The sequence below is a fragment of the Amphiplicatus metriothermophilus genome (genome assembly GCF_900199215.1).
GTDB lineage: Bacteria > Pseudomonadota > Alphaproteobacteria > Caulobacterales > Parvularculaceae > Amphiplicatus > Amphiplicatus metriothermophilus.
Genome location: NZ_FZQA01000001.1, coordinates 656,877 through 679,664 on the forward strand (window position 1 = coordinate 656,877; position 22,788 = coordinate 679,664).

Annotated in this window: 18 protein-coding genes and 1 tRNA gene; 9 read left to right on the top strand and 10 right to left on the bottom strand. The window is 70.3% G+C overall.

Annotation, left to right across the window (positions count from 1 at the left end; translation table 11 throughout):
• Window positions 1-4 precede the first annotated feature (4 nt).
• Complete coding sequence (locus tag CHB64_RS03280; RefSeq protein WP_200815209.1) at window positions 5-1,303, top strand: bifunctional folylpolyglutamate synthase/dihydrofolate synthase; 1,299 nt, start codon at window positions 5-7, stop codon at window positions 1,301-1,303.
• A gap of 415 nt (window positions 1,304-1,718) precedes the next feature.
• Here the strand turns inward: CHB64_RS03280 and trxA are convergent, their stop codons facing one another.
• The 6 genes from trxA to tsaE all read right to left on the bottom strand — a co-directional run bounded on the left by trxA (window position 1,719) and on the right by tsaE (window position 10,956).
• Complete coding sequence (trxA, locus tag CHB64_RS03285) at window positions 1,719-2,042, bottom strand: thioredoxin TrxA (RefSeq protein WP_089411135.1); 324 nt, start codon at window positions 2,040-2,042, stop codon at window positions 1,719-1,721.
• 121 nt (window positions 2,043-2,163) lie between these two features.
• The gene (gene addA / locus CHB64_RS03290) at window positions 2,164-5,634 is read right to left on the bottom strand and encodes a double-strand break repair helicase AddA (protein WP_159462400.1); all 3,471 of its coding nucleotides are present in this window, start codon (window positions 5,632-5,634) and stop codon (window positions 2,164-2,166) included.
• On the bottom strand, window positions 5,631-8,630 hold the full coding sequence (gene addB / locus CHB64_RS03295) for a double-strand break repair protein AddB (RefSeq protein WP_089411137.1): 3,000 nt from the start codon (window positions 8,628-8,630) through the stop codon (window positions 5,631-5,633). Before addB ends, addA begins: the two co-directional genes overlap by 4 nt.
• On the bottom strand, window positions 8,627-9,358 hold the full coding sequence (locus CHB64_RS03300) for a nucleotidyltransferase family protein (protein WP_089411138.1): 732 nt from the start codon (window positions 9,356-9,358) through the stop codon (window positions 8,627-8,629). Before CHB64_RS03300 ends, addB begins: the two co-directional genes overlap by 4 nt.
• Window positions 9,355-10,458: an aminoglycoside phosphotransferase family protein gene (locus tag CHB64_RS03305; RefSeq protein WP_089411139.1), complete on the bottom strand. Its 1,104-nt coding sequence runs from the start codon at window positions 10,456-10,458 to the stop codon at window positions 9,355-9,357. The genes CHB64_RS03300 and CHB64_RS03305 overlap by 4 nt, the downstream gene beginning before the upstream one ends.
• Before the next feature lie 24 nt (window positions 10,459-10,482).
• Window positions 10,483-10,956 (bottom strand): tRNA (adenosine(37)-N6)-threonylcarbamoyltransferase complex ATPase subunit type 1 TsaE, encoded by a 474-nt coding sequence (gene tsaE / locus CHB64_RS03310; RefSeq protein WP_089411140.1) that lies wholly within the window; start codon window positions 10,954-10,956, stop codon window positions 10,483-10,485.
• A gap of 187 nt (window positions 10,957-11,143) precedes the next feature.
• Here tsaE and CHB64_RS15345 point away from each other — a divergent pair, with 187 nt between their 5' ends.
• The 7 genes from CHB64_RS15345 to polA all read left to right on the top strand — a co-directional run bounded on the left by CHB64_RS15345 (window position 11,144) and on the right by polA (window position 18,193).
• A complete protein-coding gene (locus CHB64_RS15345; RefSeq protein ID WP_200815224.1) occupies window positions 11,144-11,452 on the top strand; it encodes an excalibur calcium-binding domain-containing protein in 309 nt (102 codons plus the stop codon).
• Window positions 11,453-11,727: 275 nt separating this feature from the next.
• Window positions 11,728-12,774 carry an AbiJ-NTD4 domain-containing protein gene (locus CHB64_RS15230; RefSeq protein WP_159462401.1) on the top strand — a complete coding sequence of 349 codons (1,047 nt, stop codon included), beginning with the start codon at window positions 11,728-11,730 and terminating at the stop codon, window positions 12,772-12,774.
• 218 nt (window positions 12,775-12,992) lie between these two features.
• Window positions 12,993-14,210 (top strand): NAD(P)/FAD-dependent oxidoreductase, encoded by a 1,218-nt coding sequence (locus CHB64_RS03325; RefSeq protein WP_089411141.1) that lies wholly within the window; start codon window positions 12,993-12,995, stop codon window positions 14,208-14,210.
• Between the two features lie 17 nt (window positions 14,211-14,227).
• On the top strand, window positions 14,228-14,548 hold the full coding sequence (locus tag CHB64_RS03330; protein ID WP_089411142.1) for a 2Fe-2S iron-sulfur cluster-binding protein: 321 nt from the start codon (window positions 14,228-14,230) through the stop codon (window positions 14,546-14,548).
• A gap of 111 nt (window positions 14,549-14,659) precedes the next feature.
• Window positions 14,660-15,139 (top strand): MmcB family DNA repair protein, encoded by a 480-nt coding sequence (locus CHB64_RS03335; RefSeq protein ID WP_234993302.1) that lies wholly within the window; start codon window positions 14,660-14,662, stop codon window positions 15,137-15,139.
• 93 nt (window positions 15,140-15,232) lie between these two features.
• A tRNA-Thr gene (locus tag CHB64_RS03340) sits at window positions 15,233-15,308 on the top strand.
• 101 nt (window positions 15,309-15,409) lie between these two features.
• Entirely contained in the window at window positions 15,410-18,193 is a 2,784-nt protein-coding gene (gene polA, locus CHB64_RS03345) for a DNA polymerase I (protein WP_089411144.1), read from the top strand.
• A 53-nt stretch (window positions 18,194-18,246) separates the two neighbouring features.
• Here the strand turns inward: polA and htpX are convergent, their stop codons facing one another.
• Window positions 18,247-19,134: a zinc metalloprotease HtpX gene (gene htpX / locus CHB64_RS03350; protein WP_089411145.1), complete on the bottom strand. Its 888-nt coding sequence runs from the start codon at window positions 19,132-19,134 to the stop codon at window positions 18,247-18,249.
• Between the two features lie 78 nt (window positions 19,135-19,212).
• On the opposite strand from htpX, the gene CHB64_RS03355 reads away from it, so the two are divergent.
• Window positions 19,213-19,425 (top strand): DUF1674 domain-containing protein, encoded by a 213-nt coding sequence (locus CHB64_RS03355; RefSeq protein WP_089411146.1) that lies wholly within the window; start codon window positions 19,213-19,215, stop codon window positions 19,423-19,425.
• 7 nt (window positions 19,426-19,432) lie between these two features.
• On the opposite strand, the gene CHB64_RS03360 is transcribed toward CHB64_RS03355, so the two are convergent.
• From CHB64_RS03360 to apaG, 3 genes are all read right to left on the bottom strand, one after another.
• The gene (locus CHB64_RS03360) at window positions 19,433-20,758 is read right to left on the bottom strand and encodes a hypothetical protein (protein WP_089411147.1); all 1,326 of its coding nucleotides are present in this window, start codon (window positions 20,756-20,758) and stop codon (window positions 19,433-19,435) included.
• A gap of 78 nt (window positions 20,759-20,836) precedes the next feature.
• Window positions 20,837-22,309 carry a TrkH family potassium uptake protein gene (locus tag CHB64_RS03365; protein WP_089411148.1) on the bottom strand — a complete coding sequence of 491 codons (1,473 nt, stop codon included), beginning with the start codon at window positions 22,307-22,309 and terminating at the stop codon, window positions 20,837-20,839.
• A gap of 41 nt (window positions 22,310-22,350) precedes the next feature.
• Window positions 22,351-22,743: a Co2+/Mg2+ efflux protein ApaG gene (gene apaG / locus CHB64_RS03370; RefSeq protein WP_089411149.1), complete on the bottom strand. Its 393-nt coding sequence runs from the start codon at window positions 22,741-22,743 to the stop codon at window positions 22,351-22,353.
• Window positions 22,744-22,788: the final 45 nt, after the last annotated feature.

Consider the following 22,788-nt stretch of genomic DNA (forward strand, 5'->3'; position numbering starts at 1 on the left):
TCACGTGAAAGATCCCGCTGCGGTTCTCGCGCGCCTCGCCGAACGGCGGCCGGCGCTGATCGATCTCGGCCTCGACCGGATGAAAGACGCGCTCGCCCGCCTCGGCGATCCGCACCGGCGCCTGCCGCCTGTGATCCACGTCGCCGGCACAAACGGCAAGGGCTCGACGGTCGCCTATATCCGCGCAATCCTCGAAGCGGCCGGGAACTCCGTACACGTCTACACCTCGCCGCATCTGGTGCGCTTCAACGAGCGCATCGTGCTCGCGGGGCGCGAGATCGACGACGCGCATCTGTGCGACGCGCTCGAACGCTGCGACCGCGACGTGGGGCCGAAAGCGCTCACCTTCTTCGAGGCGACGACCTGCGCGGCCTTTCTGGCCTTCGCCGAGACGCCGGCGGACTATCTCGTGCTCGAGGTGGGCCTCGGCGGCCGGCTCGACGCCACGAACGTGATCGACGCGCCGCTTGCGACGGCGGTCGCCCCGGTCGCGCTCGACCATCAGCAATTTCTGGGCGACACCCTTGCGGCCATCGCGGGCGAAAAGGCGGGCATCTTCCGCGCCGGCGCGCCGGCGGTGGTCGGCCCGCAGACGCCCGAGGCCATGCAGGTCTTCGAAGCGCGCGCGAACGCCGTCGGCGCGCCGTTCTTCGCCTATGGTCTGGGGTGGAACGCGTTTCTCGAGCACGGCCGGCTCGTCTATCAGGACGATGACGGCCTCAGCGATCTCGATCCGCCGCGCCTTCCCGGCGTTCACCAGATCGCCAACGCCGGCCTGGCGGTCGCGACGGTCAAGGCGGCGGGACTCGGGTTCGACGACAACATTTTGTCCGCAGGCGTCGTATCGGCGCGCTGGCCCGCCCGCCTGCAGCGCCTCAGGCGCGGGCCGATCGTCGATTTCGCGCGCGCGCGCTTCGGCGACGAGGCGGAGATCTGGCTCGACGGCGGGCACAATCCGCATGCGGCGCGCGCGGTCGCCGCGGCCATGGCCGACATGGAGGAGAAGGCGCCGCGCCCGCTCGTGCTGATCGCCGGCATGCAGGCGAACAAGGACCAGGAAGGCTTTTTCGCCGCTTTCGCCGGCGTCGCCTCGGCCGTCTTTACGGTGCGGGCCGATCACGACGGCGCCGCGCCGCCCGAGGACGTCGCGGCCGCGGCCGAGCGCGCGGGGCTGCCGGCCAGGCCCTGCGCCTCGATCGAGGAGGCGCTCCGCCTCGCCGTCGGCGAGAGCCGCGCGCCCGCGCGGCTGCTCATCTGCGGCTCGCTCTATCTCGCGGGCGAGGTGCTGCGCGAAAACGGCTGACGGCGCGGCGTCTCCGGCGCGGCGGCCTTTCCCGGAAGGCGAGCGGGCGGGGCCGAAGCGCGCGATCCGCAAAAGCGGCGAATCGATTCGACTCAGCTTGTCCGCGCTCCGCAGGCGGATTTCGAACGATTCGCCTTTGCGCGAATCGCGCGGTTTCGCCTCGAAGGGCCTCGCGCGCGCGGCGCGCGGCGAGAGCGACAGGACAGATGCGGTCGTCGTCATGCGCCCAGCATGGGGCCGGGCGGAGAGGCGGGGATAACTATCCCCGCTTTTTTGCTAAGTCTTTGTTTTTCCGAAGGGCGACTTCCGCATAAAGGTGGAAGAATTCGCCGCTGGGCGATCGGCGGCCCTCATGAGGCGCGCCGCCGGTCAGGGCGACCGGCGGCGGCTCAGCATACGGATCAATGATCGCGGCTCAGGCGATCTCGCCCTTGATCCAGGCGGCGATGGCCGATTTCGGCGCGGCGCCGACCTTGGTGGCGGCGAGTTCGCCGTCCTTGAAGATCATCAGCGTCGGAATGCCGCGCACGCCGTAACGGCCCGGCGTTTCCGGGTTTTCGTCGATATTGATCTTGGCGATGGCGAGCTTGCCGTCGAATTCCTGCGAAAGCTCTTCGAGCGCCGGGGCGATCTGGCGGCACGGTCCGCACCATTCGGCCCAGAAATCGACGAGCACCGGCTCGCCCGCCTGCAAAACGTCCGCGTCGAACGAGGCGTCGGTGACGTTCTTGATGCCCATGCCGGAATACTCCTCTTACGCCCGGCGCGCCCGGGCCCTGCTGTCGTGCGACGGTTTGACCTGACGCCGATTCGGCGCGGCGGACCGCCAACATAAGGGGCCGGCGCCGGAGTTCAAGGCGTCAGACGAGCGCGGTCTCAAGGGCGTGATCGAGCAGCGCCGGGGGAACCGTCATCAGCCGCGCGTCATAGGTCCACAGAAGGGCGCAGGAAATCTCCCTGTCTGGATAGATTTCCTGAAGCAACGCCCGATAGGCGGCGAGCTGGGCGACATAGGCGGCCGGCGCGTCCTCGACGCGCGCAGGCGGCGGGCGGTTGGTCTTGTAATCGACGATCAGTACGCGGCCTTCCGTCACGGCGATTCGGTCGATGACGCCGGAGACGGCCGCCCGCGCGCCCCTCGGCGTTCCCGCGACGGGAACCTCGGCGCGGCTCGTCGGGGCGAAGACCGGCGCGAAGGCGGGATCGTCCAGCACCCGCAGGACCTCCGCCCGCCAGCGGGCCCTTTCGTCCGCGGCGACGGCCGGGGCGAGTCGGGCGAGCAGCCGGTCCGCGGCGGCGGGCCGCTCGCCGGGAGCGGCCTGCGGCAGCAGCTCGAGCAGGCGATGCAGCGTCCGCCCGCGGAGGAACCGGTCGGCGGGGCGCAGCGGCGAATAGGCGCCCGTCTCGGCGCGGGTTTCAGCCTCGCCGGCGAGCCGCGAGGGCGCAAGGCGCGCCGGCGATGCTTCGGGCGCGGCCGGCCGGGCGAGCCAGCCGGGCGCTGGCGGCGCGGACGGCGCCGTCCGGGCCGCTTCGCTCTCCGGCGGCGCGGTCTGCGGCGCGGAAAGGATCAGGGTTTCGCCCCAGCCTTCCGGATGCTGAACGCGCTCGACCGCGCCTTCGAGGCGCGCCATCGCGTCCTGCGCCAGCGCATGCCAGCTTTTCTCCGTCATCGGACGGGCCGACGGATCCTTGTCGCGGCGATCCGCGACGCCGCAGACATACAGCCGGTCGCGCGCGCGCGTCGCCGCCACGTAAAGCAGGCGGCGGTATTCCTCATACTGAAGGCGCTTCTCTTCCGCGCGCGCGGCGGTCAGCGCGGCGCAGTCTTCGTCCTTCGTTCCGGCGAGCGCGAACAGCCCGCGCGGGCGCGGCGCGCCCGCCGGCGCCGGCAGACGCAGCAACGGCCCGATCTTGCCTGCATCGGGCCGGCGATGGGCGTCGATGAGAAACACGATCGGCGCTTCGAGGCCCTTCGCGCCGTGCGCGGTCATGACGCGCACGGCGCCCGAGGCCTGGTCCATCTCGCGCTTGATCTCGCCGGCGCGCGCTTCGATCCAGGCGAGAAAGCCTTGCAGGCTGCGCGGATGGGAAAGCTCGTAATCGAGCGCCTGGCGCAGAAGCTCGTCCACGGTCTCGCGGCTCGCCGCGCCGAGCCGCGCGTAAAGACGCCTGCGCCCGGAAGGCGCGCCGGTCTCCAGGACGTGACAGAAGAAGGCGTAGCCGCCCTCGCGCAGCGCGATCCGGCGCGCCGCGGCGATCTCCCGCACGGCGCGCGCCCAGCTTTCGCGCTCGTCGGCGCGCGCGCGCAGCGCCGCCCAGAGCGAAGAGCGGGGCTCGCGCGTCAGCGCGAACAGGTCTTCGTCGTCAAGGCCGAAAAAGGGGCTTTTCAGCGTTTCGGCGAGCGACAGGTCATCCGTATCGAGAAGAACGCAGCGCGCATAAGAAAGCAGGTCCTCGACCGCCGCGTCCTCGAGCAGCTTCAGCCGGTCGGCGCCGGCGACAGGCACGCCGCATTCGTTCAGCGCCCGGATCGTCTCGTGGAAAAGCGCGGCGCGGCTCTGCACGAGGATCATCACGTCGCCCGGCGCGATCGGCCGGCCGGCGGAGGCAAGCGGCTCGCCCGCGTCGAGCCAGCGCCGGATGGTCGCGGCCACGCAGCGCGCCAGGGCGCGCGCCGGATGCCGGGCGGGGGCCGCGTCGAGCGGCGCGTCCCAGGGCTCGTTCTCGGGCGCTTCGGGATGGGGCGTCAGCGGCCAGACCTCGACGCGCCCGCCCGCGCCCTTGCGATAGACGCCGTGGCGCAGCGGCCCGTCCTCGCCCAGTCCCGCGCGCGCTTCCGGCTCGGCGAACAGCGTGTCGACGAAGGACAGAACCGGCGCGGCGGTGCGGAACGACAGGGTCAGCGGCCGGTCGACGAACGGCGCGACCGCCGCGATCTTCTTGGCGAGATCGGCGCGCTTTTCCTGAAACAGACCGGCGTCGGCGCCCTGGAAGGAGTAGATCGACTGCTTCTGGTCGCCGACGGCGAAAAAGGTGCGCCGCTCGGCGCGCGCGCCCGCGCCGGCGAAGAACTCCTCCAGCGGCGCCTCGACCACGGACCACTGCGCGGGGCTCGTGTCCTGCGCCTCGTCGAGCAGGATGTGGTCGAGTCCCTGATCGAGCTTCCACAGAACCCAGGCCGCCCCGGCGCGGTCGGCGAACAGCCGGCGCGCATGAAAGATGAGGTCGTCATAGTCGAGACCCGCCCGCGCCGTCTTCATCGCTTCGTAGACGGATAACGCCTCGCGCAGGACGAGATGCAGCGCGCGCGTGTCGGCGAAGGCGCGCGCCGCCCTCGCCCGATCGAGGGCTTCGAAGAGCGTGGCCTGCTTCGCGGCGAGGTAGCCCTCAATCCAGGGATCCGAATTGATCGAAGCGCGGTCCGCCAGCCTCTGGCGCGGCTCGCCCTTCTGGGTGAGGAAAATCGGCTTGAGCGCTTCAAGCCGCTCGGACGGCGAGTCGGCGGCGAAAAAGCGTTCGATGTCGTTCTCCGCGAAACGGTTGACGGTCTTGCCGCCGAGGCGAAAGGCGGCCTGCATGCGGCGAATGTCGGCCGGCGCGAAGTCGGCCGCCGCGGCGGCGATGATCGCCTCTTCGTCCTCCTCGGGATCGACGCCGAGCGCCCGGGCCGTTTCCGCCAGCAGCGTCTCCCAGCCGCCGACGGCGCGAAGCGCGCCTTCGAGCGCCTGCCGGCCGGCGATCGCGCCGGCGAGAAGCGCGCGCAGATCACGCCCGCCCAGCCGGGCCGCAAGCCGGGCGAACGCCGCGCCGAGCGTCCCGCCCGCGGCCCGTTCCGCGACCTGGTCGACCGCCGCGCCGGCGAGCGCGGCGGCCTCGGCCTCTTCGATCACCGAAAAGCCGGGCGGCGCGCCGGCTTCGAGCGGAAAGCGCTTCAGCACGCTTTCGCAGAAGGCGTGGATGGTCTGGATCTTCAGTCCGCCGGGCGTCTCCAGCGCGCGGGCGAAGAGCCGGCGCGCCTTGGCGAGGTCGTCCGCATCGCGCGTCCGCGCGGCGCCTTCGAGATCGTCGAGCGCTTTCGCGAGCGCGCCGTCCTCGGCGAGCGCCCAATCGCCCAGCAGTCTGAACAGCCGGTCCGCCATTTCCGCGGCGGCGGCCTTGGTGAAGGTGATGCAGAGAATCTTCGACGGCGCCGCGCCGGCGAGGAGGAGCCGCGCGACGCGGTCGGTCAGCACCCGCGTCTTTCCGGCGCCGGCGTTGGCCGCCACGAAGGCGGAGGCGTGCGGCGCGGCGGCGGCGCGCTGGGCCGCGAGGGTTTGGTCGAGCGCGCTCACGGAGCTTCTCCCTCGCCCTGCGCGCCCCATTCGCGCCGCCGCGCGAGACGGTCGTAGTCGCCGTAATCGTCGACGAACTCGGCGCGCGGCTGCGACAGATAGGGCGTGTCCGGATCGTCGAAGGCCGCGATCCAGCGAGCGATCCCCTCCTTGGCCGCGCTGACAATCTCCGCCGCGTCCGCGCCCGCCGCGCCGCGCGTCTCGCCCGCGCCCTTGCGGTCGACGGTCTTGAGATAGAGAAAGCCCGCGACCGGCCGCGCGCCCAGTTCCGCAAAGCCGCCGGCCTCGACGATCAGCGCCGTCAAGGGAAGCTGCATCCGGAACAGCTTCATCTGCCTGGCCGTCGGCAGAGTCGACTTGTAGTCGTAGACGAAAGCGGCCCCGTCTTTCAGAAGATCGATGCGGTCGGCGCGCGCACGCAGGATGAACGGTCCGCCGACAGATGGAATCGCCGTCTCGCCTTCGGCTTCGAGCGCGGCCGGCGCGCCTTCGGCGAGGCGCTCGGCGTGAAAGCGCGCAAACCAGTCGAGGGAATCGGCGACGAGCGGGCCCCACAGCGCCGCCTCGACGGGGCCGTATCCGTAAGCAGGCGCGTGCGCGGCGAAGATGTCCGCAATCGGGCGCGAATCATATTCGCGCGCGTAGTCCTCGAACGTCTTGTGCAGCAGCGAGCCAAGATGCTTCGCGCCGAACGTCTCGCCGACCGGATCGAGCTTGCGCAGGCCCAGCACGTAGCGGGCGTAGATCGCATAAGGGTCGCGCAGCCAGGTCTCGATCCGCGTGACGGAAAGCGCGCGCGGGCGCGCCGCAAGCGGCGGTCTCGGCGCGGGCGGGGGAACGGGCCGGGCAGGGCCCGCTTCGTCGAGCGCGCGCGCCCAGGCGGCGAAGCGCGCGCTCCGGTCGACGGCGTCGAGCACCCCGGCGCCAGCGAGAATATTCTTTAAACGGACGATCCAGCGCGACGGCTTGGCCGGCGCGCCGCCCGCCCGCGCCGCGCGCAGAAGCGCGACTTCGGGCGCGGCGGCGAGCTGCGCGAAATCGTGCGCGGAAAGGCCGATGCGCCGCTCCGGCGAAGGCAGGCCCAGCGCGCGCCGCATCGGCCGCGACAGGAAAGGGTCGGCCTCGGCCTCGCCCGGCCACACGCCTTCGTTGAGCCCGCCGAGAATGACCACGTCGGCCGACTGAAGGCGCGCCTCCAGCGGGCCGAGAATGGACAGGCGCGGATGGGTCGGGACGCGCCGGCGCACGCTCGCCCCGGCCAGAAGCTGCGAAAAGGCGGGCGGGTAGTCGCTCGCGGCGATCTCGCCGAGCGCCTCGGCGCTGTCGCGCAGCTCGGCGAGCAGGGCGGCGCCCGCCTCCCCGTCCTCGCCGCGCCACAGGCGCTCCGCGCCCGGCTCGTCCGCGCGCGCGGCGAGCGCCTCGGCGGCGGCCAGATGGGCGAGCAGAAAATCCGTAAACGGCGCTTTCGCGCGGTCAGGCCAGCCGGCCGCGGCGGACTCGAGCGCGGCGAGAAGCGGCGCGGCTGCTTCGGCCCGGCGCGCGTCTTCGTCGAGCCGGGCGCGCAGGCCCGCGACGCCGGGTCCGGGCGCGAGGCCCCGCAGGCCCCGGTCCAGCGCCCTGACGGCTCTGCGGCGGGCGGGCGCGTCCAGGCCGAAGCCGGCGAGCGGATGGCGCGCCAGGGCGAGCGTCGCATGGGGGTCTGACGGCGCGGCGAGCCAGGCCGCGGCGAGCCGCAGATAAGTCCCGCACGGACTGTTCGTGAACGGAACGCCGGCGGAATCGTCGACCGCGACGCCCCAGCGGCGCATGCGGGCCGCGACCCGGCGGGCGAGATTGCGGTCGGGCGTGACCAGCATCGCCGTTTCGCCCGGCGTCTCCAGCGTCTCGCGGAAGATCAGCGCCGCCGCGGCCGCTTCGGCCTCCTCGTCGGCGGCCTCGACGAGGGAAAGGCCCGCGCAGGCCCGCGCAAGGCCGGGATCGGCCTGCGCCGCCGCGTTCACCAGCCGGAGCCAGTCGTCGGTCGCCTCCGCCGGGCGCAGGGCGAGCGAGACGAGCCGCCCGCGCGGCGATCCGTCCGCAGGCTGATCGGCGCTCCCCGGCCAGGGCCGGACCGCGCCCGGGGCGACGGCGAGCTTTTCGACGAGCGCCTTGAGTCCCGCCTGCGGGTGCGGGTCGTCGATCGCGCCCCAGGCCTTTTCGTCGCGCGCCAGCGCCCGGTCGAGGCCGGGCAGGACGACCGCGCCGCGGGGCAGGCCGGCGACCACGCCCATCAGCGCCGCGACGGCGGGCGCGCTTCCGGTCGTGCCGGCGACGACGATCGGATGGCCGGGCTTCAGGCGCGCCAGGCGTTCGGCCTGCCGCCGGATCAGCCGCGCGCGCCGCTCGGCCGGGTCCATCGCGCCGCGGGCGGCGAGCCAGTCCGGCCAGGCTTCGGCGACGATTTCGAGAAACTTCGCCGAGCGCGCCCAGTGGGCCGCGTGTTCGGCGGGGACGAGCCCTTCGAGCTTCGCGAAACCGATTTCCTCCGTATAAAAAGAATCGAGAAGGCCGGCGAGCGCCTGCGCGGCGGCGATCGCCGCCGGCCAGTTCTCCTGGCCGGCGAACGCCCTGTCGGCGGCCGCGACCATGCGCGCCAGGACGAGCCGGCGCTCAAGCGGCGAGACGGCGGGCGGCAGGTCGAGGTCGTCCTCGCTCGCGGCCGCGTCGAGCGCGATTTCGTCCTCGTCCGCGTCGCCGAGCGGGCGAAGGCGCGGCAGAAGGCTCGCCCGCCCGCCCGGCGCGGCGGCGACGAACGCATCGATGAGCGCGCGCGCGGCGCGCCGGGTCGGCAGCAGGATTTCGACGTCGGCGAGGGCGAGCGGGTCGGCGGGCAGGCTGGCGAGAAGGCCGCGCGCGAGATCTGCGAGGAAAGGCCGGCCCGCGTCGATCGAATAGACCCTCGGCGCCGGCGCGGCGAAAACGTCCGCAGGCGGCGCGTCCTGCCCGCGCGCGGTCATGGCGCGGCGGCCCCTATTGCGGCGAGCCGGCGCTCGGCGGCCGCAAGCCCGGCCGGGTCGCCCACATGCATCCACGCCCCGCGATGGACGACGCCGCGCAGGCGCCCCGCCGCGGCCGCCTTCTCCCACAACGCGCGCATGGAGAAGGGCCCCTCCGGCGCGCTGTCGAGAAGATTGAGCGAAATGATCTGCAGACCCGTATAGACGTAAGGCGCGCGCGGGCCCGACCGCCAGGCGAGCCCGCCGTCTGCGCCGAGATCGAAGTCGCCGGCCCCGTCATAGCCGCTCGCGGCCTCGATGGGCGCGAGCAGCAGAAGCGCGTCCATGCGCGCCGGGTCCCACGCGTCGGCGAGGCGCGCGCAGGCCTCCGATCCGGGCGCGTCGATCAGGATCGCGTCGGTGTTCGTGCAGAAAACCGGCCCCTCGCCGAGCAGCGCGCGCGCCTGCATCAGCCCGCCGCCGGTCTCCATCAGCCGCGCGCGCTCGTCGGAGACGACGATGCGCGGGGCGCGCCGGTCGGCGAGATGCGCCTCCAGCATGTCGGCGAAGTGATGCGCGTTGACGACGGCGGTCTCGACGCCGGCGCCCGCGAAGCGGTCGAGCGCATAGTCGATGAGCGCCTTGCCGGCGACGGGGACGAGCGGCTTCGGCATTTCGTCCGTAAGCGGACGCATCCGCACGCCCAGCCCCGCGGCCAGCACCATCGCGCGCTTCGGCGTCCGGCTCATGGGGCGAGCTCCGGGAAACGCCGCTCGATCATGGCGCGCACGGGCGCGAGCGGGGGCCGCGCCAGATCGCGGCGGAAAAGGGCCTCGACCCGCGGCAGCAGCGCGGCGTAGCGCGTCTTGCCGTCGCGCAGCACGAGCCGCGCGAAGATGCCGAGAATCTTGGCGTTGCGCTGCGCGGCGAGGATCGCGTAATCGCGGCGGAAGGCCTCCTCGTCGAAGCGCCCCGCGTCGCGCGCGCGCGCGCAGTAGCGCGCGATCATCGCCTCGGCGAGGTCTTCCCCGACATCCCGGCGCGCGTCTTCGAGCAGCGAGACGAGATCGTAGGCCGGCTGGCCCACGAGCGCGTCCTGAAAGTCGATGATCCCGACCCGCGCCGGGCCTTCGCGCCAGGGCAGCCAGAGAAGGTTGTCCGCGTGGTAATCCCGCAGCGCCATGAGCGACGGCGCCGACAGGGCGTCGAGCAGGCCGGCCCAGGCGGCGAAATAGTCCGCCGTCAGGCTCGCCGGAGCGGGCGCGCCGGCGCGCAGCCGGCGCCACCATTCAGGCAGCAGGCCGATCTCGGCCTCCATCGCGATGCGATCATAGTCGAGCATCGCATAGCCCGCCGTTGTCGGCGGCGGCGGAGCCGCCTCGGCCAGCGCAAGCAGCGCGTCGATGGCGGCCTCGTACAGCGCGCGTTCGTCCGCGCCCGCCGCGATCGCGCGGGAGTAGAGGTCGTCGCCCAGATCCTCGATCAGCGCGAAGCCCGTCGCGGCGTCGGCGGCGTAGACCGCCGGCGCGGAAAGCCCGGCCGCGCGCAGCGTCTCGGCGACGGCGAGGAAGGCGTTGAGATTGGGCCCGGCCAGGCGCGCCATCGCGTTGTAGCCGAGCCGGCGGCGCTCGTCCGCGCTCGCGCCGGGCGGGCAGGGCGCGCTTTCCGCCGCGGGCGGGGCGTTCATCAAAAGCGCCGTGCGCCCGCCGAGGGACAGGCGCTCATAGCTGCGCGTCGAGGCGTCGCCGGCGAGCGGGCGCGCTTCGGCTTCGGCCCAGCCGGCGGCGGCGAGAAAGGCCGCGCGCGCGGCCTGGCGATCTTCGGAAAGGCTGCTTGCGGCGAGGGTCATGGACAGCGTTGTAAACGATTCCCGTTACGCGGCGACGCCCGCGCGGGCGAGCCGGTCCGGCCAGTCGCCGCCGCCGGCGAAGCGGACGCGCCGGCCCGCGCCTTCGGGCTCAAGGCGCAGGACGAGCGCGCGCGCGGGCAAGAGCGCGGCGACGCGCTCGGGCCATTCGATGAGCGCGGCGCCGGTCTCCAGCGCCTCCTCCCAGCCGAGCTCCCACACGTCTTCGGCCTTCTCCAGCCGATAGAGGTCGAAATGCCACAGGGTGAAGCCGTCCGGCGCGCCGGGCCTGACCTCATAGGGCTCGACGAGGGCGAAAGTGGGGCTCGGCGTCTCGCGCGCGCCCGTCAGCGCCCCGATGAGCCCGCGCGCAAGGGTGGTCTTGCCCGCGCCGAGCGGGCCCGAAAGCCCGATCGCGTCGCCCGCGCGCGCCAGCGGGGCGAGCCGCGCGCCCAGCGCGGCCGTGGCGGCCTCGTGGGGAAGAAACAGTCCGTCGTCCATGCGCGATCCTCGCAGGCGGGGCGGCAAGATAGGCCGGATCGGGCGAAGCGCAATGGGCGGATGGGGCGCGCGACCGGCGGTAACCCTACCGTCCTCCGTAAAACCGCGCGGGGCGCGATAACCTGCCCTTTCCACGTTCAAGCCGAGACTCTCCGGCGTTGAGAGAAGAAAAAGAGAGGGCCTCGCGATGAAAGTTCAAGCGACGCTCGCCCTCGTCGGCGCGGCAGTGGCGTTATTCGCCGGCAGCCTCGCCGCCCATCCGGGAGGTCTTGACCGCAACGGCTGTCATGCCGGCTCGCAGCCCTATCACTGTCATCGCGGCCCGCAGCCGACGCCGACGCGGTCCGCCGCGCCGTCGCCCCGCGGCGCGGATATGGATTGCGGCGACTTTCCGTCCTGGGAAGCGGCGCAGAGCTTCTTCCGCGCAAGCGGGCCGGGCGACCCGCACCGCCTTGACGCCGACAATGACGGCGTCGCCTGCGAGTCACTGCGATAGAAGGGCGATGGGCGTGTGCGGGCAGCGCACGTTACTTCGACGAACTGCGTCTGACAGCGTTGGTCAGGTAATACCGCAATCTGCCCATCAGGCGATCGACATGGCTGTCCGGGCTCATCGCACTTTGCTTGATAACTGCTAGTAGCTTACTACATTAACGCAGGGATAGACATGCAGCGCTAGAGACCTAATCATGTCAAAGTTGGGCGATCCCAGAACGCTTAAAAGAAGTGATTCGCTCCAACTGGTTGAGCAGACGAACGTGAGGCTTCAAGTTGTTAACGGATATTTTCGCAAAGCGATACGCGAACCGTCCGATTTGGAATAATTATACGCGCACGGAAAAGGAACTCCTTGTGCAGGCTTTCAGTATTATTAGTGAAAATATCGCGCCTTATTATGATGCAGATGGAAAAGTGAACCCGAACGGAAAGGCCTTTTGGGAGGATATTCATAACCGACTGTCTGTTGAGTTGGGCCTGAAAAGTCTCTCTCAAATGGCCTATTCCTATCAAACGGCCTTCGCAGGAAAGCAGACTACTGTTTCGGGCGCGTGGCCGATCATAACGGTTTGCGAGAATTGGATGCACGCTGATCCAGTAGGAGTTCAAGATGTCGATGCTTTCATTAAGGAACGCTTGAGCTTGGTGGAGATTGCTTTCAGAAAGAAGGAGGCGGCTGTTGCGAAAGCAAACGCCGAACTGCCGCAGCAGATTTTGAAAGCAAAGCTGCGGCCAGCCGGCGGCTTGCGAATCCCAAGCGATCCAGCGCCCGGCTTGAAAGCATGGAATAAGAATCTTAACGAGGCTTTCCAAGCCAGTGTTGATGAACTGAACACCCGATTCAGGCAGGCAGGATGCGGGCTGCACTATCACAACGGGTTCATTCAAATCTCCGAGGATCCGCTGTTCCTCAAGGAAGCTGAACAGCCGTTTTGGCAGTTGGTTTCAGATCCGCTCTGGAAGAACGTCGATATTGACATGAAAGAAGCCATTGACCGGCGCGACAATGGCGACCGCGATCCGGCTTGGTATGCGGTCCGCGCGCTCGAAAGCGCCATAAAGATCATATCAGACAAAAAGGAATGGACGCGCGGCGGAGAGCGAGGAGCCCACAATTACATTGATAATCTTGCCAAGCGAGATGCCCAGTATATCGAGAGTTGGGAAGCCGAGGCACTGAAGGCGATTTTCACCAAGCTGCGGAATCCGCTTGGTCACGGACCTGGAAGCGCAGAAATGCCGTCTTTTACACCCCAGCAAACTGACCTTGCCATCGAGCTTTGCATCTCATGGATCAAGAGCCTGATCAAACGGTTCTGAACGAGTTCTTGGCTGGATAATTTTTTCTCTAAAGGTTCGCAAAGACTTTAATAAAGCTGGTTGTCCAGTTCTTGCCCAGGTCGGCCTCTAGCAGCATAAGAGATAAAATCATCGGGGTCACGCCACTCCGGTCTGCCGGCGAACCCCGCGCCCGCCGCGCGCGGGCGTTGACGGGCCGGCGGGCGAGCCGCTAACGACGCCCGATCCCGGAGGAGCTCTTGACCGAGCGCATCGTCATCATCGGCGCCGGCCAGGCGGGCGCGCAGGCCGCGGCGAGCCTGCGCCAGGAGGGGTTCGCCGGCGCCGTCGCGCTGATCGGCGCCGAGGCGCATCCGCCCTATCAGCGCCCGCCCCTGTCCAAGGCCTATCTTCAGGGCGCGCTCGCCCGCGACCGGCTATGGCTCAGGCCCGCCGCCTTTTACGAGAAGGAGAACATCGCGCTGCGGCTCGGCGCGCGGGTCGCGCGCATCGACCGGGCGGCGCGCCGGGTCGCGCTCGATACGGGCGAGGCGCTCGCCTATGACCGGCTGCTGATCGCGACCGGGGCGCCGCCGCGCCGGCTCGCCTGTCCCGGCGCGGATCTCGCGGGCGTCGCCTATCTGCGCGGGATCGACGACAGCGACGCGCTGCGCCCGCTGCTGGCCGGCGCCCGGCGGCTGGTCGTCGTCGGCGCCGGCTATATCGGGCTCGAGGTCGCGGCGGTCGCGCGCAAGGCGGGCCTCGCCGTCACGGCGGTCGAGGCGGCAGAGCGCGCCCTCAAGCGCGTCGCCGGCCCGCCGGTCTCGGCCTGGTTCGAGGCGCTGCACCGCGCCCATGGCGTCGAGCTGCGCTTCGGCGAGACGGTCGCGGCCTTCGAAGGGCGCGGGCGCGTCGAGGCGGCGGTCCTCGCAAGCGGGGAGGCGATCGCCTGCGACGCGGTCCTCGTCGCCATCGGCGCCGCGCCGGAGACCGGGCTCGCCGCCGCGGCGGGCCTGCCGGTCGACGACGGGATCGTCGTCGACGAGACGGCGCGCACCGAAGACCCCGCCGTCTGGGCCGCCGGGGACTGCGCGAATTTCCCGTCGCCGCTTTACGGCCGGCGGATGCGGCTCGAGTCCGTGCCCAACGCCATCGAACAGGCCAAGGCCGCCGCCGCCAACATGGCCGGCCGGCGGACGGTCTACGACGCGGTTCCGTGGTTCTGGTCGGACCAGTACGACGCCAAGCTCCAGACCGCTGGGATCGGCGCCGGCGCCGACGAAATCGTCGAGCGCGGCGCGCCCGGCGCGAAGGCACGCGCGGCATGGTATCTGCGCGAAGGCCGCCTGATCGCGGTCGACGCCCTCAACGACATCCCCGCCTTCGCCGTGGGCAAGCGGCTGATCGCCGCAAAGGCGCGCCCGAGCCCCAAAACGCTTGCCGATCCCGACGCAGACCTTAAATCGCTGCTTACGTGACGAGGACGAAAAGGCCGATGCCGAAAATCACCTTCATCGAGAATGACGGAACCGAGCATGTCGTCGAGGCCGAGGTCGGCCTTTCCGTGATGGAGGCGGCGGTGCGCAACATGGTTCCGGGCATCGACGCCGATTGCGGGGGCGCGTGCGCCTGCGCGACCTGTCACGTCTATGTGGACGAGGCCTGGCGCGACAAGACCGGCAAGCCCGAGGCGATGGAGGAGTCGATGCTCGACTTCGCCTATGAGCCGAAGGAGAACTCGCGCCTGTCCTGCCAGATCACGGTCAGCGAGGCTCTCGACGGCCTCGTGGTGCGTCTGCCGGAGTTTCAGGGCTGACGGCGCGCCCGGCGGCCATAGCGGCGGCTTGACGCGGCGCGTTCGCCGCGCTTCCATGAACAAATGCGGAACCTCGAGGCTGGGCCCCTTCGCGAGAGGCTGCGCGCGCGCTTGCGCGAACCCGCGCCGGACGGCGCGCCCGGCGCGGCGCGTCCGGACGTGACCGCGGCGCTGACGCGCGGCGTGGCGCGGCTGTTCGCCGAGCTCGGCCTCGCCCCGCTGGCCGAGTTCCGCCTGCCCAACGGCCGGCGCGCCGACCTCGCCGGCCTCGACCGGGCCGGCCGGCTCGTCTTCGCCGAGATCAAGTCCTGCCAGGCGGATTTCGAGGCCGATGCGAAGTGGACGGATTATCTCGGCTATTGCGACGCGTTCTACTTCGCGGTGGGGCGGGACTTTCCGGCCGGGCTCCTGCCGGCGGGCGAGGGGCTCATTCTGGCGGACGCCTTCGGCGGGGCGATCATGCGCGCCGCGCCCGAGCGCCCGCTCGCGCCCGCCCGGCGCCGGGCGCTCACTCTGCGCTTCGCGCGCCAGGCCGCCGCGCGCGCCCTCGGCGCCGGGGCGGACGGCGATGTCGGCGGCGGCCTTCTGTGACGGCGCCGCCGGCGGGGCGCCGCCTTGCCTCGCCGCCCCGGGCGGGCTATGGAACCGGCCTCTGCCACGCGCCCCGCGCAAGCGGGCCCGGTCGCCGCATTAGCTCAGCTGGTAGAGCAACGCATTCGTAATGCGTGGGTCGCTGGTTCGAGTCCGGCATGCGGCACCAGTTTTCGGCCTTTCCGTCAGTCGGCGCGGGTTCCGTTCGGCCGGTCCGCGCGCTAAGCCTGACGGCCTTGCACGCCTTCTCACCTCGCCAGGAACAACGCCGTGGCAGACAAACCGAACAAGCCGTCCATCCGCCTCTATCTCGTCGACGGCTCGTCCTACATCTTCCGCGCCTATCACGCGCTGCCGCCCTTGACGCGCAAGTCCGACGGGCTGCCGGTGGGCGCGGTCTCCGGCTACTGCAACATGCTCTACAAGCTGCTCGCCGACATGAACGACGGGCACGACCCGACCCATCTCGCCGTCATCTTCGACTTTTCTGCGAAAACCTTCCGCAACGATCTGTATCCGGAATACAAGGCCAACCGCCCTGAGCCGCCGGAGGATCTCGTGCCGCAATTCCCGCTGGTGCGCGAGGCGACGCGCGCCTTCAACGTGCCCTGCATCGAGACGGAGGGCTATGAGGCCGACGACATCATCGCCGCCTATGCGCGCCTGGTCGAACGCGCGGGCGGCGAGGTCGTCATCGTCTCCTCCGACAAGGATCTGATGCAGCTCGTCTCGGACCGCGTCACGCTGTTCGACACCATGAAGAACCGGCGCATCGGCCGCGTCGAGGTGATCGAGAAGTTCGGCGTTCCGCCGGAAAAGGTCGTCGACGTGCAGGCGCTCGCCGGCGACAGCTCGGACAACGTGCCCGGCGTGCCGGGGATCGGCGTGAAGACCGCCGCCCAGCTCATCCAGGAATATGGCGACCTCGAAACGCTGCTCGCGCGCGCCGGCGAGATAAAGCAGAACAAGCGGCGCGAGAGCCTCATCGAACACGCCGACAAGGCGCGCATCTCCAAGCAGCTCGTGACGCTCAGGGACGACGCGCCGCTCGAATTTTCGCTCGACGACATCCGCATGCCGAAGATCGAGCCGGACAAGCTGATCGCATTTCTCGACGAGATGGAGTTCGCTGCGCTGAAGCGCCGCGTGCTCGCCGACTTCGGCGCCGGCGCGAAGGACGGGGCCGGCGACGCGCCTGCCCCCGCGGCGCCCGCCGAGACCGCCTATGAGACGGTCTTCGACGAGCAGGCGCTCGCGCGCTGGATCGACGAGGCGCGCGAACGGGGAATCGTCGCCTTCGATACGGAGACGGACAGTCTCGACGCGATGCGCGCGCGGCTCGTCGGGTTCTCGCTGGCGACGGCGCCGGGGCGGGCCTGCTACGTTCCGCTCGGCCATGGCGGGGAAGGGCTCGCCCTCGACGACGCCGACATCGAAAAGCAGATGCCGCTGGAGGCCGCGCTTGAAGTTCTCAAGCCGCTGCTCGAAGACCCGTCCGTGCTGAAGGTCGGGCAGAACGTCAAATATGACGCGCTCGTCATGGCGCGGCATGGAATCGCCGTCGCCCCCTTCGACGACACCATGCTGATCTCCTACGCGCTGGACAGCGGGCGCGGCGGGCACGGCATGGACGAGCTCGCCAAGCGCCATCTCGGCCTCGACACGATCAAGTTCGCGCAGGTCGCCGGCAGCGGCAAGAAACAGAAGACCTTCAACGAGGTCGCGATCGCCAAGGCGACGGAGTACGCCGCCGAGGACGCGGACATGACGCTGCGGCTCTTTCACGTTCTCAAGCCGCGGCTCGCCGACGAAAAGAAATGCGTCGTGTACGAAACGCTTGAGCGCCCGCTCGTTCCTGTCGTCATGGAGATGGAGCGCGCCGGCGTGAAGGTCGATCCCGACTCGCTCTCGCGCCTGTCCGCCGATTTCGCCCAGCGGATGGCGGCCTACGAGGCCGAAGCGATGGAGCTGGCGGGCGAAGAGTTCAATATCGGCTCGCCCAAGCAGATTTCGGAGATCCTGTTCGGCAAGCTCGGCCTGCCGGGCGGGCGCAAGACGGCGGGCGGGGCCTGGTCGACCAAGGCCGACGTGCTTGAGGAGCTCGCCGCCGCGGGCCATCCGCTGCCGCGCGCGATCCTCAACTGGCGGGGGCTTTCAAAGCTCAAGAGCACCTATACGGACGCGCTGCCGCAGGCGATCAACCCCGAAACGGGGCGCATACACACCTCCTATTCGCTCGCGGCGACGACGACGGGCCGGCTCGCCTCGACCGACCCCAATCTACAGAACATCCCGATACGGACGGACGACGGGCGGAAGATCCGCGAAGCGTTCATCGCCGAGAAAGGGAACGTCCTCATCTCGGCCGACTACAGCCAGATCGAGCTGCGCCTGCTCGCCCATATCGCCGACATCAAGGCGATGAAACAGGCTTTCGAGGACGGCCTCGACATTCACGCCATGACGGCGTCGGAGATGTTCGGCATGCCGATCAAGGGCATGGACCCCATGGTGCGCCGGCGCGCCAAGGCGATCAATTTCGGCATCATCTACGGCATTTCGGCTTACGGTCTGGCCAACCAGCTCGGCATCGCGCGCGGCGAGGCGAAGGAGTACATCGAACGCTATTTCAGGAAGTTTCCCGGCATCAGGCGGTATATGGACGAAACCATCCGCCGGGCGCGCGCCGAAGGCCATGTGGAGACCGTCTTCGGCCGTCGCATCCATGTCGGCGCCATCAACGACAAGAATCAGGCGATGCGCAATTACGCCGAAAGGCAGGCCATCAACGCGCCGATTCAGGGCTCGGCCGCCGACGTCATCCGCCGGGCGATGATCCGCATGCCCGCCGCGCTCGCGAGAGCGAAGCTGCAGGCGAGGATGCTCCTGCAGGTGCATGACGAGCTCATTTTCGAAGCGCCCAAGGGCGAGGCCGCCGAGACCCGCCGGCTCGTCGCGGCGGTGATGGAAAAGGCGCCCTCGCCGGCGGTCGCGCTTTCCGTCCCGCTGGTCGTCGACACGGGCGAGGGCCGAAGCTGGTCGGAGGCGCATTGAAGCGCGCCGCCTACGGATTTAATCTGCGCCCCGCAGGAAAGGCTGCCGCCGCATCAGCCCCACGGGCCGGCGGGCGCGGCGGGCTGCGCGACGCCCATGCGCCGCGCCATGTCCATCAACCGGTCGATGCGGTTCTGCGTCGAGGGATGGGTCGAGAACAGATTGTCCGCGCCCTGACCGGACAGCGGGTTGACGATCATGAGCTGGCCCGTTTCGGGATGACGCTCCGCGATCTCGTTGGGGATGCGCGCGGCGCCGCGCGCGATCTTCGCCAGCGCCGAGGCGAGCCATTCGGGATGACCGCAGATCTCCGCCCCGAGGCGATCGGCCGCGTATTCGCGTCCGCGCGAGATGGCGAACTGCACCAGCGCGGCGGCGAGCGGCGCGAGGATCATGATCGCGAGCGCGCCGATGAGCCCGCCGTTGTTGCGGTTGCCGCCGAAGAACATGGCGAAGTTCGCCAGCGTCGTGATCGCGCCGGCGAGGGTGGCCGTCACCGTCATGGTCAGCGTGTCGCGGTTCTTCACATGGGCCAGCTCGTGCGCCATCACGCCGGCGATCTCTTCGTCGTTCAGCATGCGCAGCAGGCCGGCGGTCGCGGCGACGGCGGCGTTCTCGGGGTTGCGCCCGGTGGCGAAGGCGTTGGGCTGCTCGGAGTTGATGAGATAGATCTTCGGTTGCGGCAGGCCGGCCCGCGCGGCGAGGGCGCGGGTGATCTCCACGAAGCGGCGCACCGCGCCGGAGGCGTGGGACTCGTCGACCTCCTCGGCGCGATACATGCGCAGCACGATCTTGTCGGCGTTCCAGTAGGCGAAGAAGTTGGCGACGCCCGCGAAGCCGAGCGCCAGGACCATCCCGCCGGTCCCGCCGAGGAGCCAGCCGACCACGCCGAACAGCGCGGTCAGCGCGGCGAGCAGCATGCCGGTGCGCAGAAAGTTCATCGCGATGTTTCTCCTTTGCGCCCCCTTCGCCTTTCGGGGACCGGCGGTTATATGTGTCGGGAAGGATCGGGCTTCAATATGACCGCCGACGCGACCAACCCGCCGAAACCCGCGCGCGACCTGCCGCCGGCGGCGCGGCGCGCCCTCGCCGAGGCCGAAGCCCGCCGCAGGGCCGCCGCCGAGTCCGAGGCGCGCGCGGGGCGCCGTCCGGCCGAGAAAGGCGGGCCGGCCGGGCCGGAGCCGACGCGCTACGGCGACTGGGAGCGCGCCGGCCGCGCGGTGGATTTCTGACGGCGCCTCACCGGTAGAACGTCGTCTCAGCGCCGGTGAACGACCACGGCGCGGGCAGCGCGTCGCAGGAAAGCGCGTCGCCGCGCGCTTCGAGCTTCATGAGCCGGGCGCCGTCGGCCGCCCGCGAAAGCTGGAGAAGCAGCACGGCGTTGATCCGCGGGCCAACGAAATTGGCGCGCAGGCCCTGATAGCAATAGATCTGGTTCTCGCGCACCGCGTCGAAGGGCGGATTGACGAGGCCTGCGCCTTTCTCGAAAGACAGAAAGTCGCGCGTCGCGCCCGCGCGCCGGTCTTCGAGCGCCGGCGGCAGGGCGACCATCTCCGGCTTGAGCGAGCGCAGCCGGCCGTGCAGGGCGAAGACGAGCCGCTCGGGGTCGATCGCGTCGGGCGCCAGGGCGATCGCGCTCACCCGGCTCGTCAGCGCGTTGTGCGAAGCGTCGGTGAACCAGACGCCCTGCGCCGCGCCCGGCGCGTCGATGAGCGCGGTCCGGCAGGCGTTCTCGCCCTTCGCCCGGCGCACGCCCCAGGCGTCGCCGAGCTTCGCCGTCCACGCTTCGCGCAGGTCGCGGGGCAGATAGTCGAGCGCGCAGCGCGCCCGGGCGAGATCGGGCCGGATGGCGTCGAGCAGGGACGGCGGCGCGTCGAGGACTTCGGCGCGCGCGAAGGCGTCGTAGCGATAGCGCTCGGGCCGGGCGAACGGCGCCGGCGGCACGGCGAGATCGTAAAGCCCCACGTCGAATCCGTCCGCGCGCCCCAGAAACTCGCCCTCGCGCACGCGGATGCGCGTCTCGACGGCGATATGGTCCGGCCCGCCCAGTTCGACGAAGGCGGAAAGCCCGCCCGCCCGCCGGATGAGAGACTCCGCCACGCTGTCGAGCCGGTCGTAATAGACCGATACGCTCGCGCAGGGCTTCAGCCGCAACGTCCAGGACGTCGCCGCCGCGCGTCCCGTTTCGTCGCGCTCGATCCGCCGCTCGATGGCGACGATGTCGGCGCGCGCCGGGGCGAGAACGTCGACGCTTCGGCGCTCGAAGACGGTCTCGCCCCGGCGGGTGTTGACGCGGATGTGCGGCGCGGGCAGCGGCTCGCCCGGCGCGGTCGCCGCCCCGAGCGGCGAGACGCTGAGCACGTCCTCCAATGGCGCGAAGGGATGGGTCAGCGCCGGCTGGCCGGCGGGGCAGGCCCGGTCGGCGAGCGCGGCGCGCGGCGGGGCGAGATCGCTCGCGCGCTCGACCGCCAGCCGGCCGGCCTCGGGCCGCGCGATCGCCAGCCCCAGCAACGCAGCGGCCGCGAGGACCCCTGCGAGGCGGGCGAAATAGTCGGAACCTGACATCCCCGCTCCCCGCGTTTTTCCGCCAGTATAGGCGCCCGGCCGGGCGGAGGCGAGTCGCCCGCCGGCGGCGCGCCGGGCTCAGCGCCGCCAGAAATCGGGCATCAGCAACACCAGCACGGTGAAGAATTCGAGCCGGCCGAGCAGCATCCCCGCCGCCATCAGCCATTTGGCCGCGTCGGGCAGCGAAGCGAAATTGCCGGCCGGCCCGACCACGGGGCCGAGGCCGGGACCGACATTGGCGATCGCGGTCCCGGCCGCCGACAGCGCCGTGATCGCGTCGAGGCCGAAGCCCGACAGCGCCGCGGCCAGAGTGGCGAAGGAAGCGAAGTAGATGAAGAAGAAGCTCAGCACCGAGACGAAAACCTCGTCGGATATCGGCCGCCCGTTATAGTGCTCGACGAAGACCCCGTGCGGATGGGCGAGCCGGCGCGCATAAAGCCGGATCGCGGCGAGCGCCACCTGAAAGCGGAATATCTTCAGCCCGCAGGAGGTCGAGCCGGCGCAGCCGCCGACGAACATGATGCAGAAGAAGAAGCCGACGGCGAACGCGCCCCACGCGCCATAGTCGGTCGTGGCGTAGCCCGTGCCGGTGAACACCGACACGACATTGAACGCGGAAAGCCGGAACGCGGTGAAGGCGTCCACGTCGAAGCGGGCGTAGACGTAGACGGCCATCGTCGCCGTCGCGGCGGCGATCGTAAACAGAAAGAACCGGATCTGGCTGTCGGCCGCGAGGCGGCGCCATTCGCCGCGCAACACCGCGATCAGCAATATGCCGAAAGGCAGGCTGCCGATGATCATGAACGCCGTCACGATGAGGTCGAGCGGCGCCCGCCCGACGGTCAGAAACGCGCCGACGGAGGCGTCGCGCGTGGAATAGCCGCCGGTGGACAGCGTCGTCAGCGCATGGTTAAGCGCGTCGAAGGACGGCATGCCGAACGCCCACAGCAGGACGAAGCACAGCGCGGTGAGGAAGATGTAGATGAGCGACAGGCCCAGCGAATATTGCGCGGCGCTGGCGATGAATTTCTCCGACGTGTCCCACGCCTCCATCTTGAAAAGCTGCATGCCGCCGATCTTCAGCGCCGGCAGCACCGCGAAGGCCATGATGATGACGCCGACGCCCCCCAGCCATTGCAGCATGGAGCGCCACAGAAGAAAGCCGGGCGGGGCGTCGTCGAGGCCGGAGACCACCGTCGAGCCGGTCGTCGTCAGGCCAGACATCGCCTCGAAGAAAGCGTCCGTATAGGTCATGTCGAACGCGCCGAGGACGAAGGGAATCGCGCCGAAGGCGACCAGGGCGAGCCAGCTCGCGGCGGTCAGAAGAAATCCCTGGCGCACGTCGAGCGCGCGGATCGGACCCCAGGCGGCGGCGGCCGCCGCGCCGCCTGAAAAGATCGAGAGGATCGCCGCCGTGGCGAAGGCCGTCCAGTCGGCGCGGTGCGCCGGATCGCGCGCCAGAAGGTCGGCCGTCATCGGGACCAGCATGGCGACGCCGAGCGCGGCCACGAGAACGCCGGTCACGAGCAGAACGGGGCGCAGATTCGGCATGTTTCTCCGGGCGCGGCCGGCTTCATCCGGCGACCCTGACGTCAGTGCACTTGACGGGATTCGTGGGGGCTATCGAGCGAAAAGGCGGGAATGTCGACTTCGAAACGCTCCCCGGCCGCGGTCTCCATGCCGTAGCGGCCGACCATCATGCCGGACGGGGTGCGCAGCGGCGCGCCCGAGGTGTATTCGAACGCCTCGCCGGGGCGCAGCACGGGCTGCTCGCCGACCACGCCTTCGCCCGCCACCTCTTCGGTGAGGCCAAGCGCGTCGGTGATGAGCCAGCGCCGGGTGCGCAGACGGACGATCTCGTCCGAATCATTGGCGATCCGGATCGTATAGGCCCACACATAGAGGCCTTCCTCCGGATCGGACTGGGACTCCAGATAGCAGGGATCGACGCTGACGCGGATGCCGCGGGTGACGCGCTCGTACATGATAGGCTCCTTCCGCCGCCGGCCGGTCGGCGCAGAGTTCCATTA

Excerpts from the sequence above, each read along its gene's own strand:
- trxA (WP_089411135.1), bottom strand. The coding sequence starts at position 2,042 with ATGGGCATCAAGAACGTCACCGACGCCTCGTTCGACGCGGACGTTTTG.
- addB (WP_089411137.1), bottom strand. The coding sequence starts at position 8,630 with ATGACCGCGCGCGGGCAGGACGCGCCGCCTGCGGACGTTTTCGCCGCG.
- CHB64_RS03300 (WP_089411138.1), bottom strand. The coding sequence starts at position 9,358 with ATGAGCCGGACGCCGAAGCGCGCGATGGTGCTGGCCGCGGGGCTGGGC.
- CHB64_RS03305 (WP_089411139.1), bottom strand. The coding sequence starts at position 10,458 with ATGACCCTCGCCGCAAGCAGCCTTTCCGAAGATCGCCAGGCCGCGCGC.
- tsaE (WP_089411140.1), bottom strand. The coding sequence starts at position 10,956 with ATGGACGACGGACTGTTTCTTCCCCACGAGGCCGCCACGGCCGCGCTG.
- CHB64_RS15345 (WP_200815224.1), top strand. The coding sequence starts at position 11,144 with ATGAAAGTTCAAGCGACGCTCGCCCTCGTCGGCGCGGCAGTGGCGTTA.
- CHB64_RS03330 (WP_089411142.1), top strand. The coding sequence starts at position 14,228 with ATGCCGAAAATCACCTTCATCGAGAATGACGGAACCGAGCATGTCGTC.
- htpX (WP_089411145.1), bottom strand. The coding sequence starts at position 19,134 with ATGAACTTTCTGCGCACCGGCATGCTGCTCGCCGCGCTGACCGCGCTG.
- CHB64_RS03355 (WP_089411146.1), top strand. The coding sequence starts at position 19,213 with ATGACCGCCGACGCGACCAACCCGCCGAAACCCGCGCGCGACCTGCCG.
- CHB64_RS03360 (WP_089411147.1), bottom strand. The coding sequence starts at position 20,758 with ATGTCAGGTTCCGACTATTTCGCCCGCCTCGCAGGGGTCCTCGCGGCC.
- CHB64_RS03365 (WP_089411148.1), bottom strand. The coding sequence starts at position 22,309 with ATGCCGAATCTGCGCCCCGTTCTGCTCGTGACCGGCGTTCTCGTGGCC.
- apaG (WP_089411149.1), bottom strand. The coding sequence starts at position 22,743 with ATGTACGAGCGCGTCACCCGCGGCATCCGCGTCAGCGTCGATCCCTGC.